Annotated in this window: 12 protein-coding genes and 1 CRISPR repeat array; of the genes, 6 read left to right on the top strand and 6 right to left on the bottom strand. The window is 42.5% G+C overall.

The window, feature by feature from the left end; all coding sequences use genetic code 11:
• Positions 1-81: 81 nt before the first annotated feature.
• Complete coding sequence (locus IC007_RS02905) at positions 82-843, top strand: PD-(D/E)XK nuclease family protein (protein ID WP_149528331.1); 762 nt, start codon at positions 82-84, stop codon at positions 841-843.
• A 618-nt stretch (positions 844-1461) separates the two neighbouring features.
• Here IC007_RS02905 and IC007_RS02910 read toward each other — a convergent pair.
• Positions 1462-2907, bottom strand: a complete 1446-nt coding sequence (locus tag IC007_RS02910; RefSeq protein WP_306308661.1) for a sugar porter family MFS transporter — start codon at positions 2905-2907, stop codon at positions 1462-1464.
• Between the two features lie 234 nt (positions 2908-3141).
• Between IC007_RS02910 and IC007_RS13710 the strand changes: the two genes are divergently transcribed.
• The 4 genes from IC007_RS13710 to IC007_RS02930 all read left to right on the top strand — a co-directional run bounded on the left by IC007_RS13710 (position 3142) and on the right by IC007_RS02930 (position 12707).
• Entirely contained in the window at positions 3142-3645 is a 504-nt protein-coding gene (locus IC007_RS13710; RefSeq protein ID WP_232048995.1) for a hypothetical protein, read from the top strand.
• 31 nt (positions 3646-3676) lie between these two features.
• Positions 3677-4021: a hypothetical protein gene (locus tag IC007_RS02920; protein ID WP_149528332.1), complete on the top strand. Its 345-nt coding sequence runs from the start codon at positions 3677-3679 to the stop codon at positions 4019-4021.
• Positions 4018-4356 (top strand): hypothetical protein, encoded by a 339-nt coding sequence (locus IC007_RS02925; protein ID WP_054846739.1) that lies wholly within the window; start codon positions 4018-4020, stop codon positions 4354-4356. The genes IC007_RS02920 and IC007_RS02925 overlap by 4 nt, the downstream gene beginning before the upstream one ends.
• 193 nt (positions 4357-4549) lie before the next feature.
• Positions 4550-10386: direct repeats of the CRISPR family, unit length 30 nt; unit sequence GTTTCAAACCCTCTAAGGATCACTACAAAC.
• Between the two features lie 968 nt (positions 10387-11354).
• Positions 11355-12707 carry an MFS transporter gene (locus tag IC007_RS02930; RefSeq protein WP_054846126.1) on the top strand — a complete coding sequence of 451 codons (1353 nt, stop codon included), beginning with the start codon at positions 11355-11357 and terminating at the stop codon, positions 12705-12707.
• A gap of 456 nt (positions 12708-13163) precedes the next feature.
• Here the strand turns inward: IC007_RS02930 and IC007_RS13715 are convergent, their stop codons facing one another.
• Together IC007_RS13715 and IC007_RS13720 are read right to left on the bottom strand one after the other, a co-directional pair.
• On the bottom strand, positions 13164-13307 hold the full coding sequence (locus IC007_RS13715) for a hypothetical protein (RefSeq protein ID WP_232048996.1): 144 nt from the start codon (positions 13305-13307) through the stop codon (positions 13164-13166).
• Between the two features lie 495 nt (positions 13308-13802).
• A complete protein-coding gene (locus tag IC007_RS13720) occupies positions 13803-14117 on the bottom strand; it encodes a hypothetical protein (RefSeq protein WP_232048997.1) in 315 nt (104 codons plus the stop codon).
• Positions 14118-14934: 817 nt separating this feature from the next.
• Between IC007_RS13720 and IC007_RS02945 the strand changes: the two genes are divergently transcribed.
• A complete protein-coding gene (locus IC007_RS02945; protein WP_149528333.1) occupies positions 14935-15891 on the top strand; it encodes a hypothetical protein in 957 nt (318 codons plus the stop codon).
• A gap of 461 nt (positions 15892-16352) precedes the next feature.
• Here IC007_RS02945 and IC007_RS02950 read toward each other — a convergent pair whose 3' ends face one another.
• The 3 genes from IC007_RS02950 to IC007_RS02960 form a co-directional block, all read right to left on the bottom strand.
• The gene (locus IC007_RS02950; RefSeq protein ID WP_149528334.1) at positions 16353-16886 is read right to left on the bottom strand and encodes a hypothetical protein; all 534 of its coding nucleotides are present in this window, start codon (positions 16884-16886) and stop codon (positions 16353-16355) included.
• Positions 16855-18228 carry a selenium-binding protein SBP56-related protein gene (locus tag IC007_RS02955; protein WP_370685802.1) on the bottom strand — a complete coding sequence of 458 codons (1374 nt, stop codon included), beginning with the start codon at positions 18226-18228 and terminating at the stop codon, positions 16855-16857. The genes IC007_RS02950 and IC007_RS02955 overlap by 32 nt, the downstream gene beginning before the upstream one ends.
• Before the next feature lie 436 nt (positions 18229-18664).
• Positions 18665-19018, bottom strand: coding sequence for a transcriptional regulator (locus IC007_RS02960; protein ID WP_054846129.1), 354 nt, complete (start codon positions 19016-19018; stop codon positions 18665-18667).
• Between the last annotated feature and the right edge of the window lie 2 nt (positions 19019-19020).

Here is a 19020-nt window from a genome sequence, read left to right on the forward strand (position 1 = left end):
ACACCTGAAAGAATTGAAACGTTATGCAAAACACCTTATCTAACTAGCTTTTTATTTTACTAATTCGAGATGTATATAAGGATGTCTCTGGCTGACGAGATCAAAAAGATATTGACGGAAAATCCCTCTATCATAGCAGATGTATTGACATCTAGGCCTGAAATTCTCTACCAAGCCCTCGCGAAGCTTATGCCTTGGCAGAATTTAGCTACAAAGGATGACCTCAAGGATTTGGCTACAAAAGAGGAACTAGAGGAAATAAAGAGAGTAATGGCCACGAAGGACGACATAAAGAACATTGCCACGAAGGACGACATAAAGAACATTGCCACGAAGGACGACATAAAGAACATTGCCACGAAGGACGACATAAAGAACATTGCCACGAAGGACGACATAAAGAACATTGCCACGAAAAAGGATATTAAGAGGTTAGAGGTCACGATTAGTGCTCTTGGGGCTAGGTGGGGGATTACAGCGGAGGACGTCTTCAGACAAGGTATTGTTGAGTTGCTAGCCGATGTCGGCTGGAAGGTCGACAGGGAGATCACCTTCGATAAGGAAGGCTTTGTTTACGGTTATCCTTCGGAGGTAGAGATCGATGTTGTCGTAAATGACGGTAAGGTAATCTTAGTAGAGCTGAATGCCTCATTGAAGAGGGGCGAGTTAGTGCAAATAAGTAAGAAAAGGGAATTTTATGAGAAGGTTAAGGGCAGAAAGGTCTCTGAAGTTATGGTAGTTACCCCCTTTATAGACGATAGAAATGAGGAGAGGGTCGTAGCTATTGCTAACTCTTTGGGAATTAAGATAGTTAAGCCCAGTGAGCTAGATAGTCAAGATTAAATCCTTTCACTTGCCTTTGGTTTAAAGTAACAGTCCTCGTCTAAGTTTGTATAAAACTTTGAGAAGCCTTTTTCTTTTTTAAATGTGAAATTTAAGTATATGTATATTATGTTTTATAAATGTGAAAAGACCTCCTTGAACCGTGAATTGCATGTACATTATCATGAATTTGAGAGGAAGTAAGAGAGGGAAAAGAGAGATTAAAATCCTGCCTTATAGTTATGAACTCAACTGAGGCTAGTCGTATCCACCCCTGGGGAAATGAAACCCTCTTTTAGCTAATCGTCAGATTTGAATTTCGGTGTAGACCGAAGGAATCAGCATCTAGAGAAATCGAAGTGCTACATAATTCAGACTGAGATAGAGGAGTTTTAAAAAAAGACTCATTGAAGATAAAGCTAACTAGCTTTCAATTTCGGAGTTTATAGAGGAGACTAAGGGGCTAGGAAAAGCCCTTTCACTTTTCAAATGCATAGCTCTACTGAAAAAAGGGGGAAAAGAAGTAGTGATACATGTTTTTTCCGTCATCTATCTCACATTATTTAGTATTAAAGTGATGATCTATTGAAAAAAGGAAATTACATGGCCCTCTTTGAGGGTTTCTACTTCGTCTTCATTTCACTTACTCTCCTGAATGTCTTCCTTCTCTCTCCCTCCGACCTTCTCGAACATCTGCGCAATTTCCTCTACGCTTAGTCCCTTAGTTTCAGGCAACATGAACATGAACAATGCCCACGCTATGAAGGAGAGTGCTGCAAAGGTCAACATCACGTATCCCAGCCCAACTGCCTTGTCCCAAGCCGGGAATATCTCAATAAGTGCGAAGTTGGACATCCAGTTTATGAACGCTAGGATGGAAGCCATAGTCCCCCTCACGTGAGTCGGAAAGTACTCTCCCTGAATTGTCCACCCTATTCCGCCCACTCCGAGTCCGAAGAATATCATGAAACCTATGAACGCCACTATCAGGCTTACTATCTTACTGAACCCACTCAGGTAAATGAATGAGAGCCCTCCAATTACCATGAATAACGCCATTCCAAAGTAGCCTATCTTCCCAAGCCCCCTCCTTCCTATCTTGTCAACGTACTTCAACGCTGCCAGGACTATCAAAGTCTGAGTCGCTGAGATAACTAAGGTGGCTAGGATACCGTCTGTGATCCCGCTGAGTCCAGACCCACTCCCGAACAGCGGAGCGAATATCTTAGGGCCGTAGTAGAAAGGAATGTTTATCCCTGTTATTTGCTGGAACATCATCCACAGCCCCGCAACCAGGAGTGCCCTCTTTATGCCCGGGGAGAACTCAGGTCTCTTGCTGTCCCTCTTGACCTCCTCGGTTATCCTCTTGATCTCGTCGTCGTTTACGTCCCTTATGCCGAGGAAAGCGAGGGTAGACTTCAGCTTCTCCGTCTTCCCCTTTAACATAAGCCACCTAGGCGACTCCGGCATCTTAGTCCTATATATCAGCCCTATGATGGCAGGAATAGCTGCCAGTCCCAGGATGATCCTCCAGTCGTCGTTAAAGGCTAGAGAAGGGAGGGAGAAGAGGACCGCGAAGCCTATTATGTAGGAGATTGTCTGGGCAAAGGTGATCATCCACTCCTGTAACATCTCAAGGGAGCCTCTCTTATCCTTCGGCGCATACTCCGCTATGTAGGCTGTGGCTATCGCGGAGTCAGCTCCCACAGCTAGCCCTATGAACGTCCTAGCCACTAAAAGGACGTCTGCATTCACGGTGAGCGCTGAGACCACGGCACCTATAGCGTATATTAAAGCGTCAACTATCAGGATAGACTTCCTACCGTACTTGTCAGTCAACGGCCCCGCTACTATCGCACCTATAGCTGCACCCAGGGACGCTCCTGCAACTAGGTAACCTAAGGCGAAAGCTGAAAGATGGTAAGGAATTAAGTCCAAGGCAGTTCCTATGTCAGCTGTGTCGTATCCGAAGAGGAACCCTCCCACCGTTGCGAGGAGGGTCAAAGACCAATAAATTTTGTTCGCAGAGTTTGAATCCATCTTCTTTAGTAATTCATCTTCCATAGAGAGCTTTTCTATACTTATGTTATTTAAACTTCTCTACTATTTTTCGCAAAATTTAGATAGAGTTAAATCTTCTAAGTGATTTTATGTAAACTATCAGTTATGTAAGTGAAATATATTTTAATTTATACCCTTTTTTTCTTACAGGAAGTGTTAACTAATTTCTGTTCAGCTGTTTCAAACCATCTAAGGATTACTACAAACCTAGTTACAGAATGACTGTTAATCTTTCCTGGTCAAGAAGAATATCTGTCAATGAGTTATTATGGCCAAGACGGGTACGCTGCAGTAGGAGGTTTGAGAGGACAGCCTGCCATATTTTTCCCCGTAACTTATGACTACGGCAACTATAAGTATGTCATTCAAACTAATGGATATTTTAGTGACGGCAACGGAGTCAATCCGTCCTTCGCCATAGAAGGAACGTACACAGCAACTCCTCCATTCAATAATACGGGTTGGGATGCAATGTATGTTAGCGGAGTTGCAGTAACTGATATAAACGCTGTAGCAGGCCACTCATCAGCAACTGGAGTAGGAGGTAATTCACCAATTCCTTCATACTATGCTGAATCTGGGCTCACCTTATTTCATGAACATAATAGCTTCCTGAACCTCTGGGGATACCCTTACGCTTGGTACTTCAGCATAGGAACTCCCTCTTCCTATAGTGGGCTTAACTACAAACAGCTATCAGAAGGACAGAGCTACGACACGATAAACGGTCTTAACTACGCTGTGAACTGGATATCACCATAAAGTATTTATTAAAGCAAAATGGTTTTTTACCATGATCTTCCCTTCCCTATTAGTTTTCGTTTCCGGAGTAGTTACGGCTTTGCTAACCCTCTATTTCTCTTGGGGAAGACCTAGGTTGAATAAAAGGAACTTGTCAGTCATATTTTCCTCAATACTCCTTGAAGGGATAGGCTTATGGCTGTTTTCCATTGACCACCCTGCATACATTTTCAAACCTATACCGTTACCTCCAAACGTTACTTATTATGGCCCCGGAGGGGAAACAATAATAATTCCTCCTCCATCATATGCGTCGTTATGGCCTTATCCTCTTATAATAGGGATAGCCTCATTAGTTGTACTCCTCTTATTACGTAAAGCAGGCGTAATTCCATGAACAAGGTAAAACTTCTATGGGTCATAATTATAGTAGGCAATTTAATAGATTACGCAGAGACCCTCTTCTTTTCTCACCTAGAGATATTGCAGTGTGACTACAACCCCTTGATATTAGGTAATACGGCTTTCCTGAACGTCTTCATGGTATTGACTGGGGTGAAGTTGCTATCTCTGAGCGGGATCTATTGGTTCACCAGACTCTTTGATTACTTAAAAGTGAATGCATACAAGTGGATAGGGCTCTTGCCTTTCGCTGGAGGAACTGTCTTTATATTAAGTTGGAACCTTGTTGCGGTTTTGACTTCTGGCTATTTACAAGCTATGGGCCTTTAAGTATCAGCTGCCCGCATATGTAACCCTTATAGCAGTGACCACAGAGACCACCTCCTCTTCCCCGGGCGAAGACTTGGATTCAGAGTCGTGGCTTTGTCCAGCGTATGTGTCGGTATCGGGTTCAGAGCTGCAAATATTGCCTGCTAGGAATACACTCAGGACAGCGCTTCCTTTTCACTGTCTTTCCTCTTCCAGTTCAAACCCTCTAAGGATCACTACAAACCCGCTACGAATAGACTATTGACTTGATCCGAATCATTGTTTCAAACCCTCTAAGGATCACTACAAACTTTGCGGGGGCTTGATTCTCTTTTGCCTTCTCTTTTGCGTTTCAAACCCTCTAAGGATCACTACAAACTCTCAGCAGCTCCGAGCATGCTCAGTGCGACTTGTTCGGGTTTCAAACCCTCTAAGGATCACTACAAACGATAGGTGAAAAAAAGTGGCAACACAAGGAAACCCAGTTTCAAACCCTCTAAGGATCACTACAAACCTATGTTGCCAATCGCTACTTTGACGAATTGCAGATGAGTTTCAAACCCTCTAAGGATCACTACAAACCTCCTTTGCGAAGGCTTGGGAAATCATAGCGGAGAAGTTTCAAACCCTCTAAGGATCACTACAAACTTCAGCAGCACCGTCACAGGCTACGCCTCCGCAGCAAAGTTTCAAACCCTCTAAGGATCACTACAAACCGTACACATTCGTGGGCCCTGTAATATTGAACTCTAGTTTCAAACCCTCTAAGGATCACTACAAACAAGCTTCGGGACAGATCCCGAAGAAGAAGATCGTCAGTTTCAAACCCTCTAAGGATCACTACAAACCGGGGCTATCAGGGTAGCAGTGATGAGAGAGTACTCCTTGTTTCAAACCCTCTAAGGATCACTACAAACGAGTCCTGTCACAAATAATACTTGTTAAGTCATTCTGTTTCAAACCCTCTAAGGATCACTACAAACACAGAGCGGGCCCAGAGGATTGACGAAATTACGCAGAGTTTCAAACCCTCTAAGGATCACTACAAACATTCACCTATGAATCATAAATGATTCACTAATATTGTTTCAAACCCTCTAAGGATCACTACAAACCAGAACAAAGATGCGTTTGGTCTCAGGTCTCGTATCGTTTCAAACCCTCTAAGGATCACTACAAACTAGGCTGGTAGATGCGCTAGAAGAAATCCCTGCGACGTTTCAAACCCTCTAAGGATCACTACAAACCCGCATGGAGAGCCCAAGTAAAGAAAGACGGTAAAGGTTTCAAACCCTCTAAGGATCACTACAAACCGAATTTCTTTTTCTACACCTTTTTTTACCCCTTTGTTTCAAACCCTCTAAGGATCACTACAAACGTCTTATGGTTACTCAGGTAATTTTTGTTACCTGAGTGTTTCAAACCCTCTAAGGATCACTACAAACCATGCCGTTCGCTTTCATACTTTACGCTGTAGGACTGTGTTTCAAACCCTCTAAGGATCACTACAAACCCCTCTTTACAGGCACAGTTACTTCTAGGATCTTTGTGTTTCAAACCCTCTAAGGATCACTACAAACTCGTGGCAAGTGAGCGGTGGATGTTCTACAGCTTAGTCGTTTCAAACCCTCTAAGGATCACTACAAACCGTGTTAAAGGATAAATTGCCGTTTCAAGTGCCGTAGTTTCAAACCCTCTAAGGATCACTACAAACTAGTATTAGAAATAGGTTTTTAGACTTTTATTCTGAGGGTTTCAAACCCTCTAAGGATCACTACAAACAAAATGAGAAAAACGAGAATAATATAAACGCTATCAGAGGTTTCAAACCCTCTAAGGATCACTACAAACTAAATTGTCAGAAAAAAACGATCTAGATGATTTCATGTTTCAAACCCTCTAAGGATCACTACAAACGTGGGCGTAACGCTGAGAAGATTAAAGCCCTCATGGGTTTCAAACCCTCTAAGGATCACTACAAACGATTTCAAAGGACATCGAAGGCAACATAGACCAGTTAGGTGTTTCAAACCCTCTAAGGATCACTACAAACAAGAAGAAAATTGGCGTAACAACTAAAGTACGAAGTGTTTCAAACCCTCTAAGGATCACTACAAACTAGTGAACAATGAGGGGTTCTTGGTTGACCCAGAAAGTTTCAAACCCTCTAAGGATCACTACAAACCTCCTCCCTGTCTCTCCTTAGCTCTCCGTTCTCATCCTGTTTCAAACCCTCTAAGGATCACTACAAACGTGTTGTTAGCATATGAAAAAGTAGGAGAAAAGCATTGTTTCAAACCCTCTAAGGATCACTACAAACATAAGTACCGTTAGACTTTTCTGGCTTGTACATTGTTTCAAACCCTCTAAGGATCACTACAAACCTATCACCGGAATCTTATTCGTCCCTGATTGAAGATTAGTTTCAAACCCTCTAAGGATCACTACAAACTGCATCTTCTACACACTCCGGCGTTAATTTCTCATGTTTCAAACCCTCTAAGGATCACTACAAACTCTCCAAATGGCAAAAAGAACTAGTTGAGAACGCAATGTTTCAAACCCTCTAAGGATCACTACAAACAGAAGTTAGTTTCAGAAATAGAAAGAATACGACAACGTTTCAAACCCTCTAAGGATCACTACAAACTGGCTTTGTTCCTCTCTCTTCTTACGCTGTCTCAGAGCGTTTCAAACCCTCTAAGGATCACTACAAACTAGTCCTACGTACATTCACGTGAGAGTGAGCCCTTGTTTGGTTTCAAACCCTCTAAGGATCACTACAAACCGAAGAACTGTTTATTACGTATACTAATTGTCTCTTGGTTTCAAACCCTCTAAGGATCACTACAAACACGTGGCTAACTGCCATGATGGAGGAGGGGGAAAAGAAGTTTCAAACCCTCTAAGGATCACTACAAACAAGTGTAATTCTTCTATAACGTCTTGCTCCATTCCTTTGTTTCAAACCCTCTAAGGATCACTACAAACTACCCGAGGCTGAAACGTTGGATCGCCCTGATCGAGATGTTTCAAACCCTCTAAGGATCACTACAAACACGTGGGTAAGAGTGCGGGCAACGAAGTCAGTGAAATGGTTTCAAACCCTCTAAGGATCACTACAAACGTATGGCATCAATTTGGACTTATTGTTTCCAGATCTTTGTTTCAAACCCTCTAAGGATCACTACAAACAGATACTTCCTCATGAGGAATTAGGCGTTAAAAAATGTTTCAAACCCTCTAAGGATCACTACAAACATGCCCTGTCTGGATATTTTTGCTTCAGCTCTCTACGTTTCAAACCCTCTAAGGATCACTACAAACATCTCCTGGCTGTTCGCCTTTATGAAACATCTTGCACAGTTTCAAACCCTCTAAGGATCACTACAAACATTCCGCTTTACTATATTCCTTACTTTGCATTAGCCCGTTTCAAACCCTCTAAGGATCACTACAAACTGGTATTACAGCTATATCTACTATGTATATTCTTGGGTTTCAAACCCTCTAAGGATCACTACAAACCAGTAAAGTGAGAGGGCATGAGATACCTTGGTATTTGTTTCAAACCCTCTAAGGATCACTACAAACGCTTTAATCGATAGTACAAACGGCCCAAGCAATGTAAGTTTCAAACCCTCTAAGGATCACTACAAACGCTCCATTATTGAAATTAGCAGAACCTATGTTAGTATGTTTCAAACCCTCTAAGGATCACTACAAACTTGTACTTCACCGTGAACATGGCGACGGAGTAGATTGTTTCAAACCCTCTAAGGATCACTACAAACCGAAATAATATTCAGGAAATGGCGCGAATACGAAGAGTTTCAAACCCTCTAAGGATCACTACAAACACCACATGAACCGGAACTACTTTCACTTTGGTAAGGTTTCAAACCCTCTAAGGATCACTACAAACATACGAGAGTCAGTTTAAGACACCGGGTGAGGTTCATGTTTCAAACCCTCTAAGGATCACTACAAACTCCCATTTTTGTCTTATCGAATCTATGTTCTTCTCGTTTCAAACCCTCTAAGGATCACTACAAACACGGAGTCCCCCCATTTTTTAGGTACCACTATGCTGGTTTCAAACCCTCTAAGGATCACTACAAACCTCTTTTAATGCCGTTGAATTCACTAATCCTTTCGATGTTTCAAACCCTCTAAGGATCACTACAAACTAGAAAAAGAAATTCGGTACCGAACTATGAGAAAAAGTTTCAAACCCTCTAAGGATCACTACAAACATCGAATTGAATAAAGACGTTAGTGATGAGGAAATAGGTTTCAAACCCTCTAAGGATCACTACAAACTGAGAGCGAATCCATGACTAGCAGTACTTATGAAAGGTTTCAAACCCTCTAAGGATCACTACAAACAACATGAGAACGAAATAAATCCTTACTTTTTTAGAAGTTTCAAACCCTCTAAGGATCACTACAAACTATTTATAAATGACCTCGATAAGTATTGGGTAGGTGGTTTCAAACCCTCTAAGGATCACTACAAACATATGTGTCAGAATGATCGCCGTTGAAGACATACTGTTTCAAACCCTCTAAGGATCACTACAAACCTTTTTTCACCTATCTACTAGTTTCTCACACTAGTATAGTTTCAAACCCTCTAAGGATCACTACAAACGCTTCGGGACAGATCCCGAAGAAGAAGGTTATATTGTGTTTCAAACCCTCTAAGGATCACTACAAACATAGCATTCGTTCACGGTATGGTCGTCGTCCTCTCTAGTTTCAAACCCTCTAAGGATCACTACAAACGTATTGGGTAGGTGCAAAAATGAGCAGAAATAATAAGGTTTCAAACCCTCTAAGGATCACTACAAACCATTCCACGAATGCGTTTCTTCTCCTTTCTCCTGTCTGTTTCAAACCCTCTAAGGATCACTACAAACGTGAAAGTTGCAGGTGAAACGAAGTTAGCTTTTACCTGTTTCAAACCCTCTAAGGATCACTACAAACGCACTATGGATGCAAACATTCCCTCCTTTTCTTATTCGTTTCAAACCCTCTAAGGATCACTACAAACTCATATGACATGCGATTTCGAAAAGGTATTCGAAAAGGGTTTCAAACCCTCTAAGGATCACTACAAACAGAACATTACGTCCTTCACCTTCAACCCTGCTTTTTCGTTTCAAACCCTCTAAGGATCACTACAAACTAAAATAAGTTGAATAAATCGTGCTTCTGGAAATGGTTTCAAACCCTCTAAGGATCACTACAAACCAGACATAAGAGCTACGAATTTATTTTTGAAAAAGTTAGTTTCAAACCCTCTAAGGATCACTACAAACCGACTATGAGGAGGGTGAGGTGGATGAGTGAAACATGTTTCAAACCCTCTAAGGATCACTACAAACCCTCAGGCTCGAGAGGGCCATAGACATTCACACCAGTTTCAAACCCTCTAAGGATCACTACAAACGGAACGAGGTGGCAGGTCAGTGAGGGTCATAACGTTGTTTCAAACCCTCTAAGGATCACTACAAACTGGCAATCACAATTTCGAATAGAGATCCGACTAGGTTTCAAACCCTCTAAGGATCACTACAAACTACTAAATGGCGTGTTTAATTACCCGCCATCCTATGTTTCAAACCCTCTAAGGATCACTACAAACCATTATCTCTTCCTCAGGAACCACGTTCCCGCCTTTAGTTTCAAACCCTCTAAGGATCACTACAAACTTATTTGATATTATTTCTATCTTGTCTTTGAGATGAGTTTCAAACCCTCTAAGGATCACTACAAACGAGGGGACTGGGGGTATTGTCCGTTGTCGGGATCATGTTTCAAACCCTCTAAGGATCACTACAAACAAATCGTGTCATGTACTTTGTTAGAACTGTCATTGAGTTTCAAACCCTCTAAGGATCACTACAAACTGAACTGAAAGCCTCGCCCTTCCAGGGCGTGGAGCAAGGTTTCAAACCCTCTAAGGATCACTACAAACCTCAGCGTCACTGAAACCACTGATTGAAACATAGTCGTGTTTCAAACCCTCTAAGGATCACTACAAACCCTGCTTAATATTATGTAAAAACCCCCTAAAAAACGTTACTCTGAATTCGGCAGTGAAGTCGCACCATCAACTTCCCTTTCACTGCCGAGGGAGTTTTACGTGAAAAATAATATGTTTTGAAAAACATATTTCGTTCTCCCTTTCACTGCCGAATTTTTGACTTCCTTCTACTATCTGAAATAAACAATAAAGATGCATAAATACATAATTACAACATCTCTTTTAACTTTATTAATTTATAATTTCCTCTAAAAGAGAGGTTTATTGAACTATCACGCCCTTGGGAATGAGGTTGTTCAATTTCGGTTATTTAGTGTCATGTCCCATCTTTCTAAATGACTTAACAGCTTCCCTGAACTAGGAAGGCAGTTTACGGGAATTCCTGTGGCTTAAATATTTTCATCTAGTAGTGTTATAAAATAAATTTTATCTATTTAGCATTGAGGAAGACTTCGGATCTATAGCTAATTATTTAATCTCTATCCTCTCATTATTAAATTATTTTTAAGGTCACGTAAACCTGCAGGGTTTTCCGATAAAAGCTATAGGAAGAGTAATACCTTTACATAGTCACGCGTCGAACTTCCTTTTCTGAAGTGTTTTCTACTTTATCTCAAAAAACACTATTTCTTAAGGAGGTGTACCGCAGATCATCACTTACCTTTTCAAATGATCTCTCTGTTAGCTTGTAACCTTTCTCTTTCTCAATTATTATATATGAACTAGCCTTCTTCCGATCCTATTTACTCCAACCCTACGTCCTTGACCATGGTTTTTCGAACCTAGAAATGAAGAGAAGGAACAGGGAGCTCTCAGGGTCTCCTTCTCCCTATCCTTTTTCTTTTATCTGAAAATCGATGATTTTATCTTTTTCCTAACTTTTAAACTTACAATGTGATTTATCAGATTTCTTGCTTTCTTTTAGTTAAAATGGCTTAAAAAATCACGTGGCATCTCTCTTAGTGCAATGTCAAAGGAAAAGTCTAAGGTAAACGTTTTGGGCAGGATGGAGAGACTCCCGTTAAGCAGAATACACTACAAGTTCCTCATGCTTGTCATGGGAGGAGAGTGGGTGGAGACGTTAATGTTGTTGGGTAACGGAGGGATAGCCACGGTGTTGTCTACAGTCCTCTTCTCAAGTCTGTCAATAGCTGTTACGGCTATAACTACTGCTTTCTTCCTGGGTGAGACATTAGGTAGTGTGCTGTTCGGCCTCCTCTCAGACATGAAAGGCAGGAGGACTGTCTTCTTGGTCAACCTGCTCCTTTTCGGGGTAGGTATGTTGATAGCAGGTTTCATGAGCAACTTTTACGCTATCTCAGCGCTGATATTTGTTGCAGGGATAGGTGTGGGAGGTGAATTCCCCCTAGTGGACAGTTACACCTCAGAGATGATGCCCGGGAAGTTCAGGGGGAGGGGTGTTGCCCTAGTGTACACGCTTGCAGTTACCTCTGCCCCCGTCATTGCTATAGTAACGTACTTGTCTTCCCACCCTCTGGAGTACTACTCGTGGAGGATACCTCTCTGGTTCATGGGTGTAGCAGCGCTAGTTGTGTGGGCTTTAAGGACTAGGTTAGACGAGTCCCCCAGGTGGTTGGAGACCAAGGGGAGAGTGGAGGAAGCTGACGAAATAGTGAGGAAGTGGGAGGACTCTGTAGTCAGGGAGGGTAAGGAGTTACCTGACGCTGAGGAGGTCGATGTGGAGGAGAAACGCTCCAGCGTGAGAGAGCTGTTCTCGAAGGAGCTCAGGAAGAGGACTATCATGATGTTGGTCTTCCAGTTCTTCCAGTCTGGGATATTCTACGGTTTCGTGGTACTGACACCGTCCTTTCTGTTAGCTAAGGGAATAAGCTTAGTGAACACCTTGCTCTTTTCCATCGTTATAGACACCGGCTTCCTGGCAGGTAGCGTGATAAACTACTTCGTGATAGACAAGGTCGACAGGAAGTACGGGATAATAGGTTCTTCTGTACTGGCTGGGGTACTTGGGACTGCGTTCGCTCTCGCACCTAACGTACCCTTGACCGTCGCGCTCGGGTTCCTCGTTGCAGCTACACTTTGGAACTTCTCCAACTTCTTCCATACATATCAAGCTGAGATATTCCCCACGAGGGTGAGGTCGACAGGTGCGGGGCTGGTGTACAGCGTCAGTAGGTTCTCTACGTCTATACTGGTGTTGCTGATCGCTGCGTTCTTCCTTCCAAGGGGGTTGCTGGCCACTTTCGGGATAATATGGGTCTTCATAGCCATAGTGTCCCTAGACATAGGCCTGCTGGGCCCCAGGACTACCGGGAGGAAATTGGAGGACATATCGAAGTGACACGCTCGCCTCTATATCAAGAGAGATTTACCACCGTAAGTCGCTTGTCTTTCCAGATGATGAGAACCTATCCTTTTTTATTAAATTCAGAGTCCAGCATCAATATTTTCCATAAATTTTATTAGAGGTAACATAATTTCTATAAAAGTGAAACGATAACGCAAAGATAGTCGAATGAGAGGCCAATGTTGTCTTATCATTCATATGAAATAACTCAGTGAACTACTGCTTTGTTTGTCCCTTCAATTCCTTTAGGTGTTAAGTCTGTTGGTTTTAATAATTCGAAATTAGACGTTATATTAAAAGTAGGTTTTACGTTAACTTTGATAAAAATTGAAGCGTCCCACAAAGCAGTGAACCACTAGGGAGGCTTCGCATGGACTCTGAGAAGAGCCCGATTAGTCCGAAAAGGCCTTATCAATTATCCTCCTTCCCTCTCTTTTTATTTTATTTTGTTCATGAACAGTTCATGGGATTACTTAAGTCCATGCAAGAACCCACTTGTGTTTTATTCGTTATGTCGTAAATCGACATAATAGGTATCGGTATATCTATTACAATCTCGATTGCACCTCCTCCGAACTTGCCAGATGGTTTCACGATGCCAGAATACTTTATGTGTGTCGGGTCTACATCAGATAAACGGAATCCGCCTATCCTAAAAATCTCTTTTTTATTTATCGCAAGCCAATTCTTAGCAATTGAAGGTGAATCTGTAAAAAGCGTAGTCCAGTAGGTCCCTCTAGGACTCCTCGTAGAGTAAACTATACCATTTTTCAGGACGAAACATACTCCGCCTCGTCCACGTATCTGTAGAGATAACCGGAATCATATATGAATACCATGAAGAGAATTAAGCAATGTTATTTTAAAATCTTTCCCTAAGTAGTTGAAAACAGTAATTTAATATTTCAGATATTATATTTGCTACCTTGTTCGCGTCTTTATCAATACTACCAAGTGAAAGAGTGACGTCAAACATCATGTTCTCCATAACTGGGGTGACTTTGGTTCTGTAAACTTCAGTGCTCACGCCTACTAAAGGTCCGTTCCACGTGAAACAGTATACATCTCCTACAAGCCTATTCTCCTCTTCTATCTTAAGGTTTTCAATAGATAGAGAATAAGTTCTTGCCTCCCGGGAGTGTGTGTTTCCTCTTCGTCGCTCTCTTCTATCTTTCTATTACTTGCCGTAATTACTACCCTCCCAGAGTCGAAGGGATATAGTTCGTACTCTACATGGAGAAAACCCTTATCTTCCTTAAGCCTACTTTCAACTTGGTGTAAAGCTAATTCGAAAACCTTCGTTAAATACTTCAAATTGTTACTCTTTAAGATGGGTAGTGATATCTTTTCCATTAATAAAATACTTTTAGTCGTTATATATATATAAACTACTGTTCCTCTCACTGAGTCATTCAGGTCTCTACTGGTAATTGTAATATTCTCAAGACATGAAAGAAAGTTTAATAGATTGTATGGACTAAATTTCTATAAAAAATTAACTGTTAGTTATTTTTCCTCGATAAAAACGAGATATGCTGAACATTAACTAAAGTATAAGCCGAAATTAATTTAAAATTATAAATTATAACGATAGATTAACGGGCGTGGAATGAACACCTTACATGAATTACACTAGAAAACTAGTTAAATAGGGAGGAGAATGAGAGACTGAGATGAAAAACCAAAAATCCCTAAAAGTCAAGAGAGGAGGGGTCTTCCCTAAAAATCAAGGAGGTGATGGAATTTGTACTCGTGAATGAGGATCTGACTCCGTTTGCAGAGCCCCCTCTAAAAGGTTTCGGATAGTTTAACCTCTACTTTTCCTGATCCTGAGATTACTTTTTCATGTCTCTCTTTTAACCTCTAGACTCAAAACCTTAGGAATTGAGACTTAAAAACGGTCGGGTTATTTGATGGCCTCTCGAGTACACTAGTAAGGAATAACTATGACGGTGGCTAATCCTCCTTTAACCCATAATTGGGATCCATTTCACAGTCACGAGATGTATGAAGTCTCCGAATACCTCGTCGCTTTATACTGAACCGTTTAGCGTTGAGTCCTAAGTAATAAAGCATTTAACTAAAAGAGACTTTCACGTTAGTGAGGACCAGGGTTGAAGCGGAATGAAGCGGATTTCATGCTTTTATCTTAAATATTCTTGATATACGAAGATAGAAACATTTAAAAATTAGGGTTACCCTAATATCTTCAGATGGTAAAATGGTGACCATAAACCTTTGGAACCCTCAGGACGTAGACGTGATAAGTGCTTTGATAATAGCTTACCTGCTGGGCATACTGCATGGTGTGACTCCTGATGAGCACACTTGGCCTATCACTTTCTCGTACTCTGTGGGAACTTTCAGCAGTAAAGGAGGAGCCAAGACTGGTTTGATCTTTTCGTCGGGTTTCACACTACAGAGGTCGATCCTCTCCGAGCTTGCCTACTTGGCTCTAGCAGGGGTTTTCATGACCACCCTCGCGTTCGGATTGACTTACATCGTGGTCGGTATAGCGATGGTAGGAGCAGGGATATACATTGCGAGGAAGGGAAGTTATCTGCACTGGCACTTCTTAGAGAGGAAATTGGGCGAGGCTACAGGGATTCACAGGAAAGGAAGCGAGTTGCAGGAAGAGGAACTGTCTCACAGGATAAATCCGGCTTACGTGGACGAGAGCGACCTCGTTAGGCCTGTCCCGACGAAGTTAGCGTTCATCCACGGCTTCATTGCAGGCTTCGGGTTCGGTGCTTTCGCACTTATAATATACACGGTCCTGGCTCCCAGTATGCCTAACGCTTTCCTAGGGTGGGTACCCGGTGCACTCTTTGGGTTAGGAACGTTGACAGCACAAGTGCTGTTCGGGACAATGTTCGGGACGTGGTTGAGCAGAATGAAGGGTTTGACTCAACAGGGGATAGCCTTGGTGGGAAAGACGATAACCAAGACCGTGTTGGAGTACGGAGGGTTAGCGTTCATCGTTGGTGGAATTGCGGTCTTGCTTTATCCTCCCCTGCTCACGTACAACATCATCACGCCGGTGAAAGTCCATAACTTGCACTCGTTGGGTATAGGTTTCTTCCTAGTGATAGTGAGTGTAGTGATATTCGGAATTTACGGATACAGACAGGGGATAAAGAACGCTAAGAAGATGGGGCTAACCAAAGAGGCAAAGTAACGTCACGGTTTTTCCTTTTCACCAGTTTTCAAACCTTTTTTACTCTTTTTTTAAAAAAAAACTTAAATTCATTAGATGTTGAGTCCATCAATCCATGTTTAATTCCAAATTAAACGTTTACTTAGAGAGAATTTCACGTGAGAGGTTAATGATATAGAGCGACCAATAACTCCCATGCTAGGCCTTTACTTGAACAAAGGGGAGAGGAAGAGGAGAGAATTTTTTAACCTTCAGACCTAAAGGGCAAGATACTCTAGGTGTTGAAGTCAAGAATAATTCTACCTATCTTCTTGTCATCTGTTTTCCCTCTTCTCGATTCGGAAAAAAGAGACTTGTTTCTTAAGAACTGAAAACAAAAATAGTAATAAAGAAGGAAAAAATTAAGACCAAGAGAGGAGAATATTTTTTGTTGTCGTCTTTTTTATCCTTGTATGGCCTCTTTTCTCCCACATCTCTCGTTATCAGATATAACTGGCTACAAATGTCAAGCCCATGATCATCCCGAGGATTGAACTGATTCCATCCATATTCATTATTGCCAACTTCCTTATCTTGTTGTCGTCTAGGAAAGAGGAGACTACCCTAGTTGAGATGAGAGACGTGAGGAAGAGCAGTAAGTAACTTTGCCCCGCCACCGCTAAAAGGACGGGTAGGAGGAAGTCCATTCCTAAAAACGTGTTCATGGTCAACTGTTTCGCTACGCACGAAAACTCAGGTCTGAAGCTCAGCGAAACGTGATGGTATCTCCAGAACAGAAACTTAACCCCGTATACACTGCAGATTATGACCCCTACGACTACCGGCTCAATCACGAATTGCCGAAAGAGGACTGCCCAGGACACCAGCCCTACTGTAAGGAAAGGGATAGCGTAACTCTCCTTCCTCTTGTTGAACTTCCTGAGGTAAAGGGAGTAGAGCGGTCCGCTGTAAGCGTCCATCCCCTGAGTGGTCCCTATCATGAGGCTAAGGATAGCAATAGGAATCTGAACTTGCATCTCCACCACTGAGCCTGGTCTGGTGGGATCGCGCTTCCCCGAACTCCACCAGGAAGTCCTTGTCCAAGGTAAGTCCGTCCTCAGCGTTGAGTTTGATCATCCACCCTTTCATCCCGTCAGGGTAGAACTCGTTGTCCCATGAACTGTAAAGGGAGTTAGTGACGTAAACCCTCTTCCCATCCCTGCTCACCTCGAGCATCTGCGGGGCACCACTCATCTCTTTCCCCGATGGGTGCGGATGGCGTGGTATCCCACCCACTTTCACTTTCCCTGCGAGAACCGGGTGGAAGGGGTCGCTCACGTCGTACTTCCTCACTTCTCCTGCCCCCCAACAGCTGACGAAGAGGAACTTATCATCAAGGGAAAGATCTATGTCTGTCACTAGCGGAGGTATCATCCCGAAACCTTTGAGGACATCAGGTAGACCTCCGTCTCCTTTCTCTGCAGGTATGTCTATTACCTTCTCAGCGTTCCACTTCCCTCCCTCCTTATACCATAACCAGATGGAGCTACTCAAGTCCTTTAAGCTCAACACCACGTTCACGTAACCCATGGTCTTGGTCGGGTCGTGGAAAGGTCTCAACTCCAACGCCATCCTGTTCTCATCACCCAGAGTAAGGGACTGAACCTTTTTTCTCTTCATTAAGTCCCAGAAGTGTATCCTGTTTCCGTATCTCTCCTTTAGGTGTTCCAACTTCAGACCTCCCTCTATCGTGTTGGGGACTCCCCACTCACTTGTGACCATAATCTCGTTGGGCAAGTTCCACCAGAAGTCGTATGAGAAGTATTGGTCTCCCCTGTCTATTTCCCACCTCCCCAGCACCTCGAAGGTATAGTGATCGAGAACCAGGATTCCTCCAGGTCCTTCGCCTTCCCCATTTCCGAACGCGCTTACGTAAATCCCGTTTGGACCGCAGTGAACTGTATGAAGCCTGCTATAACCGGTTTTCTCCATAATTTCTTGAGGTTGGATTGTCTTCACTATTTCAGGATTCCTAGGGTCCCTCTTAACGTCTATGATGTACAGACGGGACGACCTCAGCCCAGGCACCACGAGGTATCTCCTCTCGACACCTGGGGAGCCGTTAGGGCACAGAGCTGAACTGCACGCATTCCAACCGAAATGGTGTAATTCATCGCCGATGTAAGGGAGTTCCACCCTTCCGACCACTTTAGAGTAAGAAGGCGACGATGGGTTCACGTCCACCACAGCTATGTGATCCGGTCTTTCTATGCCGGTCCCTTCGTAAAGGCAAGCCACATACGCTAGGTCTTCAGGTTTACCCCTCATTGCAGACTTCGGCGAAGGATAGAACGTAGGATCTGACTTGAACGAAATCATGTTTTTTCTACCTATCTATCTTTCTCTCCTTACGTTTTTAAATCTATTTTCATGTGCAATTTTTACATTTAAATATTCTTACATTATTATAGATTATATAGAAATAAGAAGAACATGAAAATAGCCTTTCCATGTGAGTTGGGGATTCGTTTGCTCCGTTAACCTCTATCTAGTTATTATCAGCGTCCCCGTGAAACCTCTTTTTTTAACATTTAATTTTAGAATCTAGTGTGAGTAAGCTGATTTAACACTTGAAGGAATTAAAGTGTTTCACAAAACGGTCTTCGTCCAAACGCGTAAGGTTATGTCATCCATTTGAGACCAAGAGAAAGAATTGTATTTTTAATTTTTTGATAGAAAGTAATAATGTCTTTTTTTCTTTCCTTTCCATTTCCCTTTTATCTTCCCGCTAAAATGCGTGTGGTTTCCGTTAATGTCACGTTTGAAAAGAAATGTCTCTTCCTTTGCTGTCGCTCTTATCTCCTTTACGCATTTGGGCCTCAAATAGCGAGAAGTACCTCTCCACCATCTCCTTCCCCTTAGGAGTTATCTGTATTATTGTGCGGGGTCTGGTGAGGGTTATCACGTCCTTTATCGTGATGACTTGGTTCTCCTCTAGGACCTTCAAGTGAACGTAAAGTGAGGACTTAGGGATATCAACTGAACGTAAAAGGTCTGTGAAGGTGATCTTGTCTACTCCAAGGAGCACTAATAGGATTCCTACTCTGGCAGAACTGGAGAAGACAGGGGACTTGACCAGATCCATGAAGTCCTTGAATTCGTCCTCCAAAC

Origin of the sequence: Sulfuracidifex tepidarius (assembly GCF_008326425.1) — an archaeon.
GTDB lineage: Archaea > Thermoproteota > Thermoprotei_A > Sulfolobales > Sulfolobaceae > Sulfuracidifex > Sulfuracidifex tepidarius.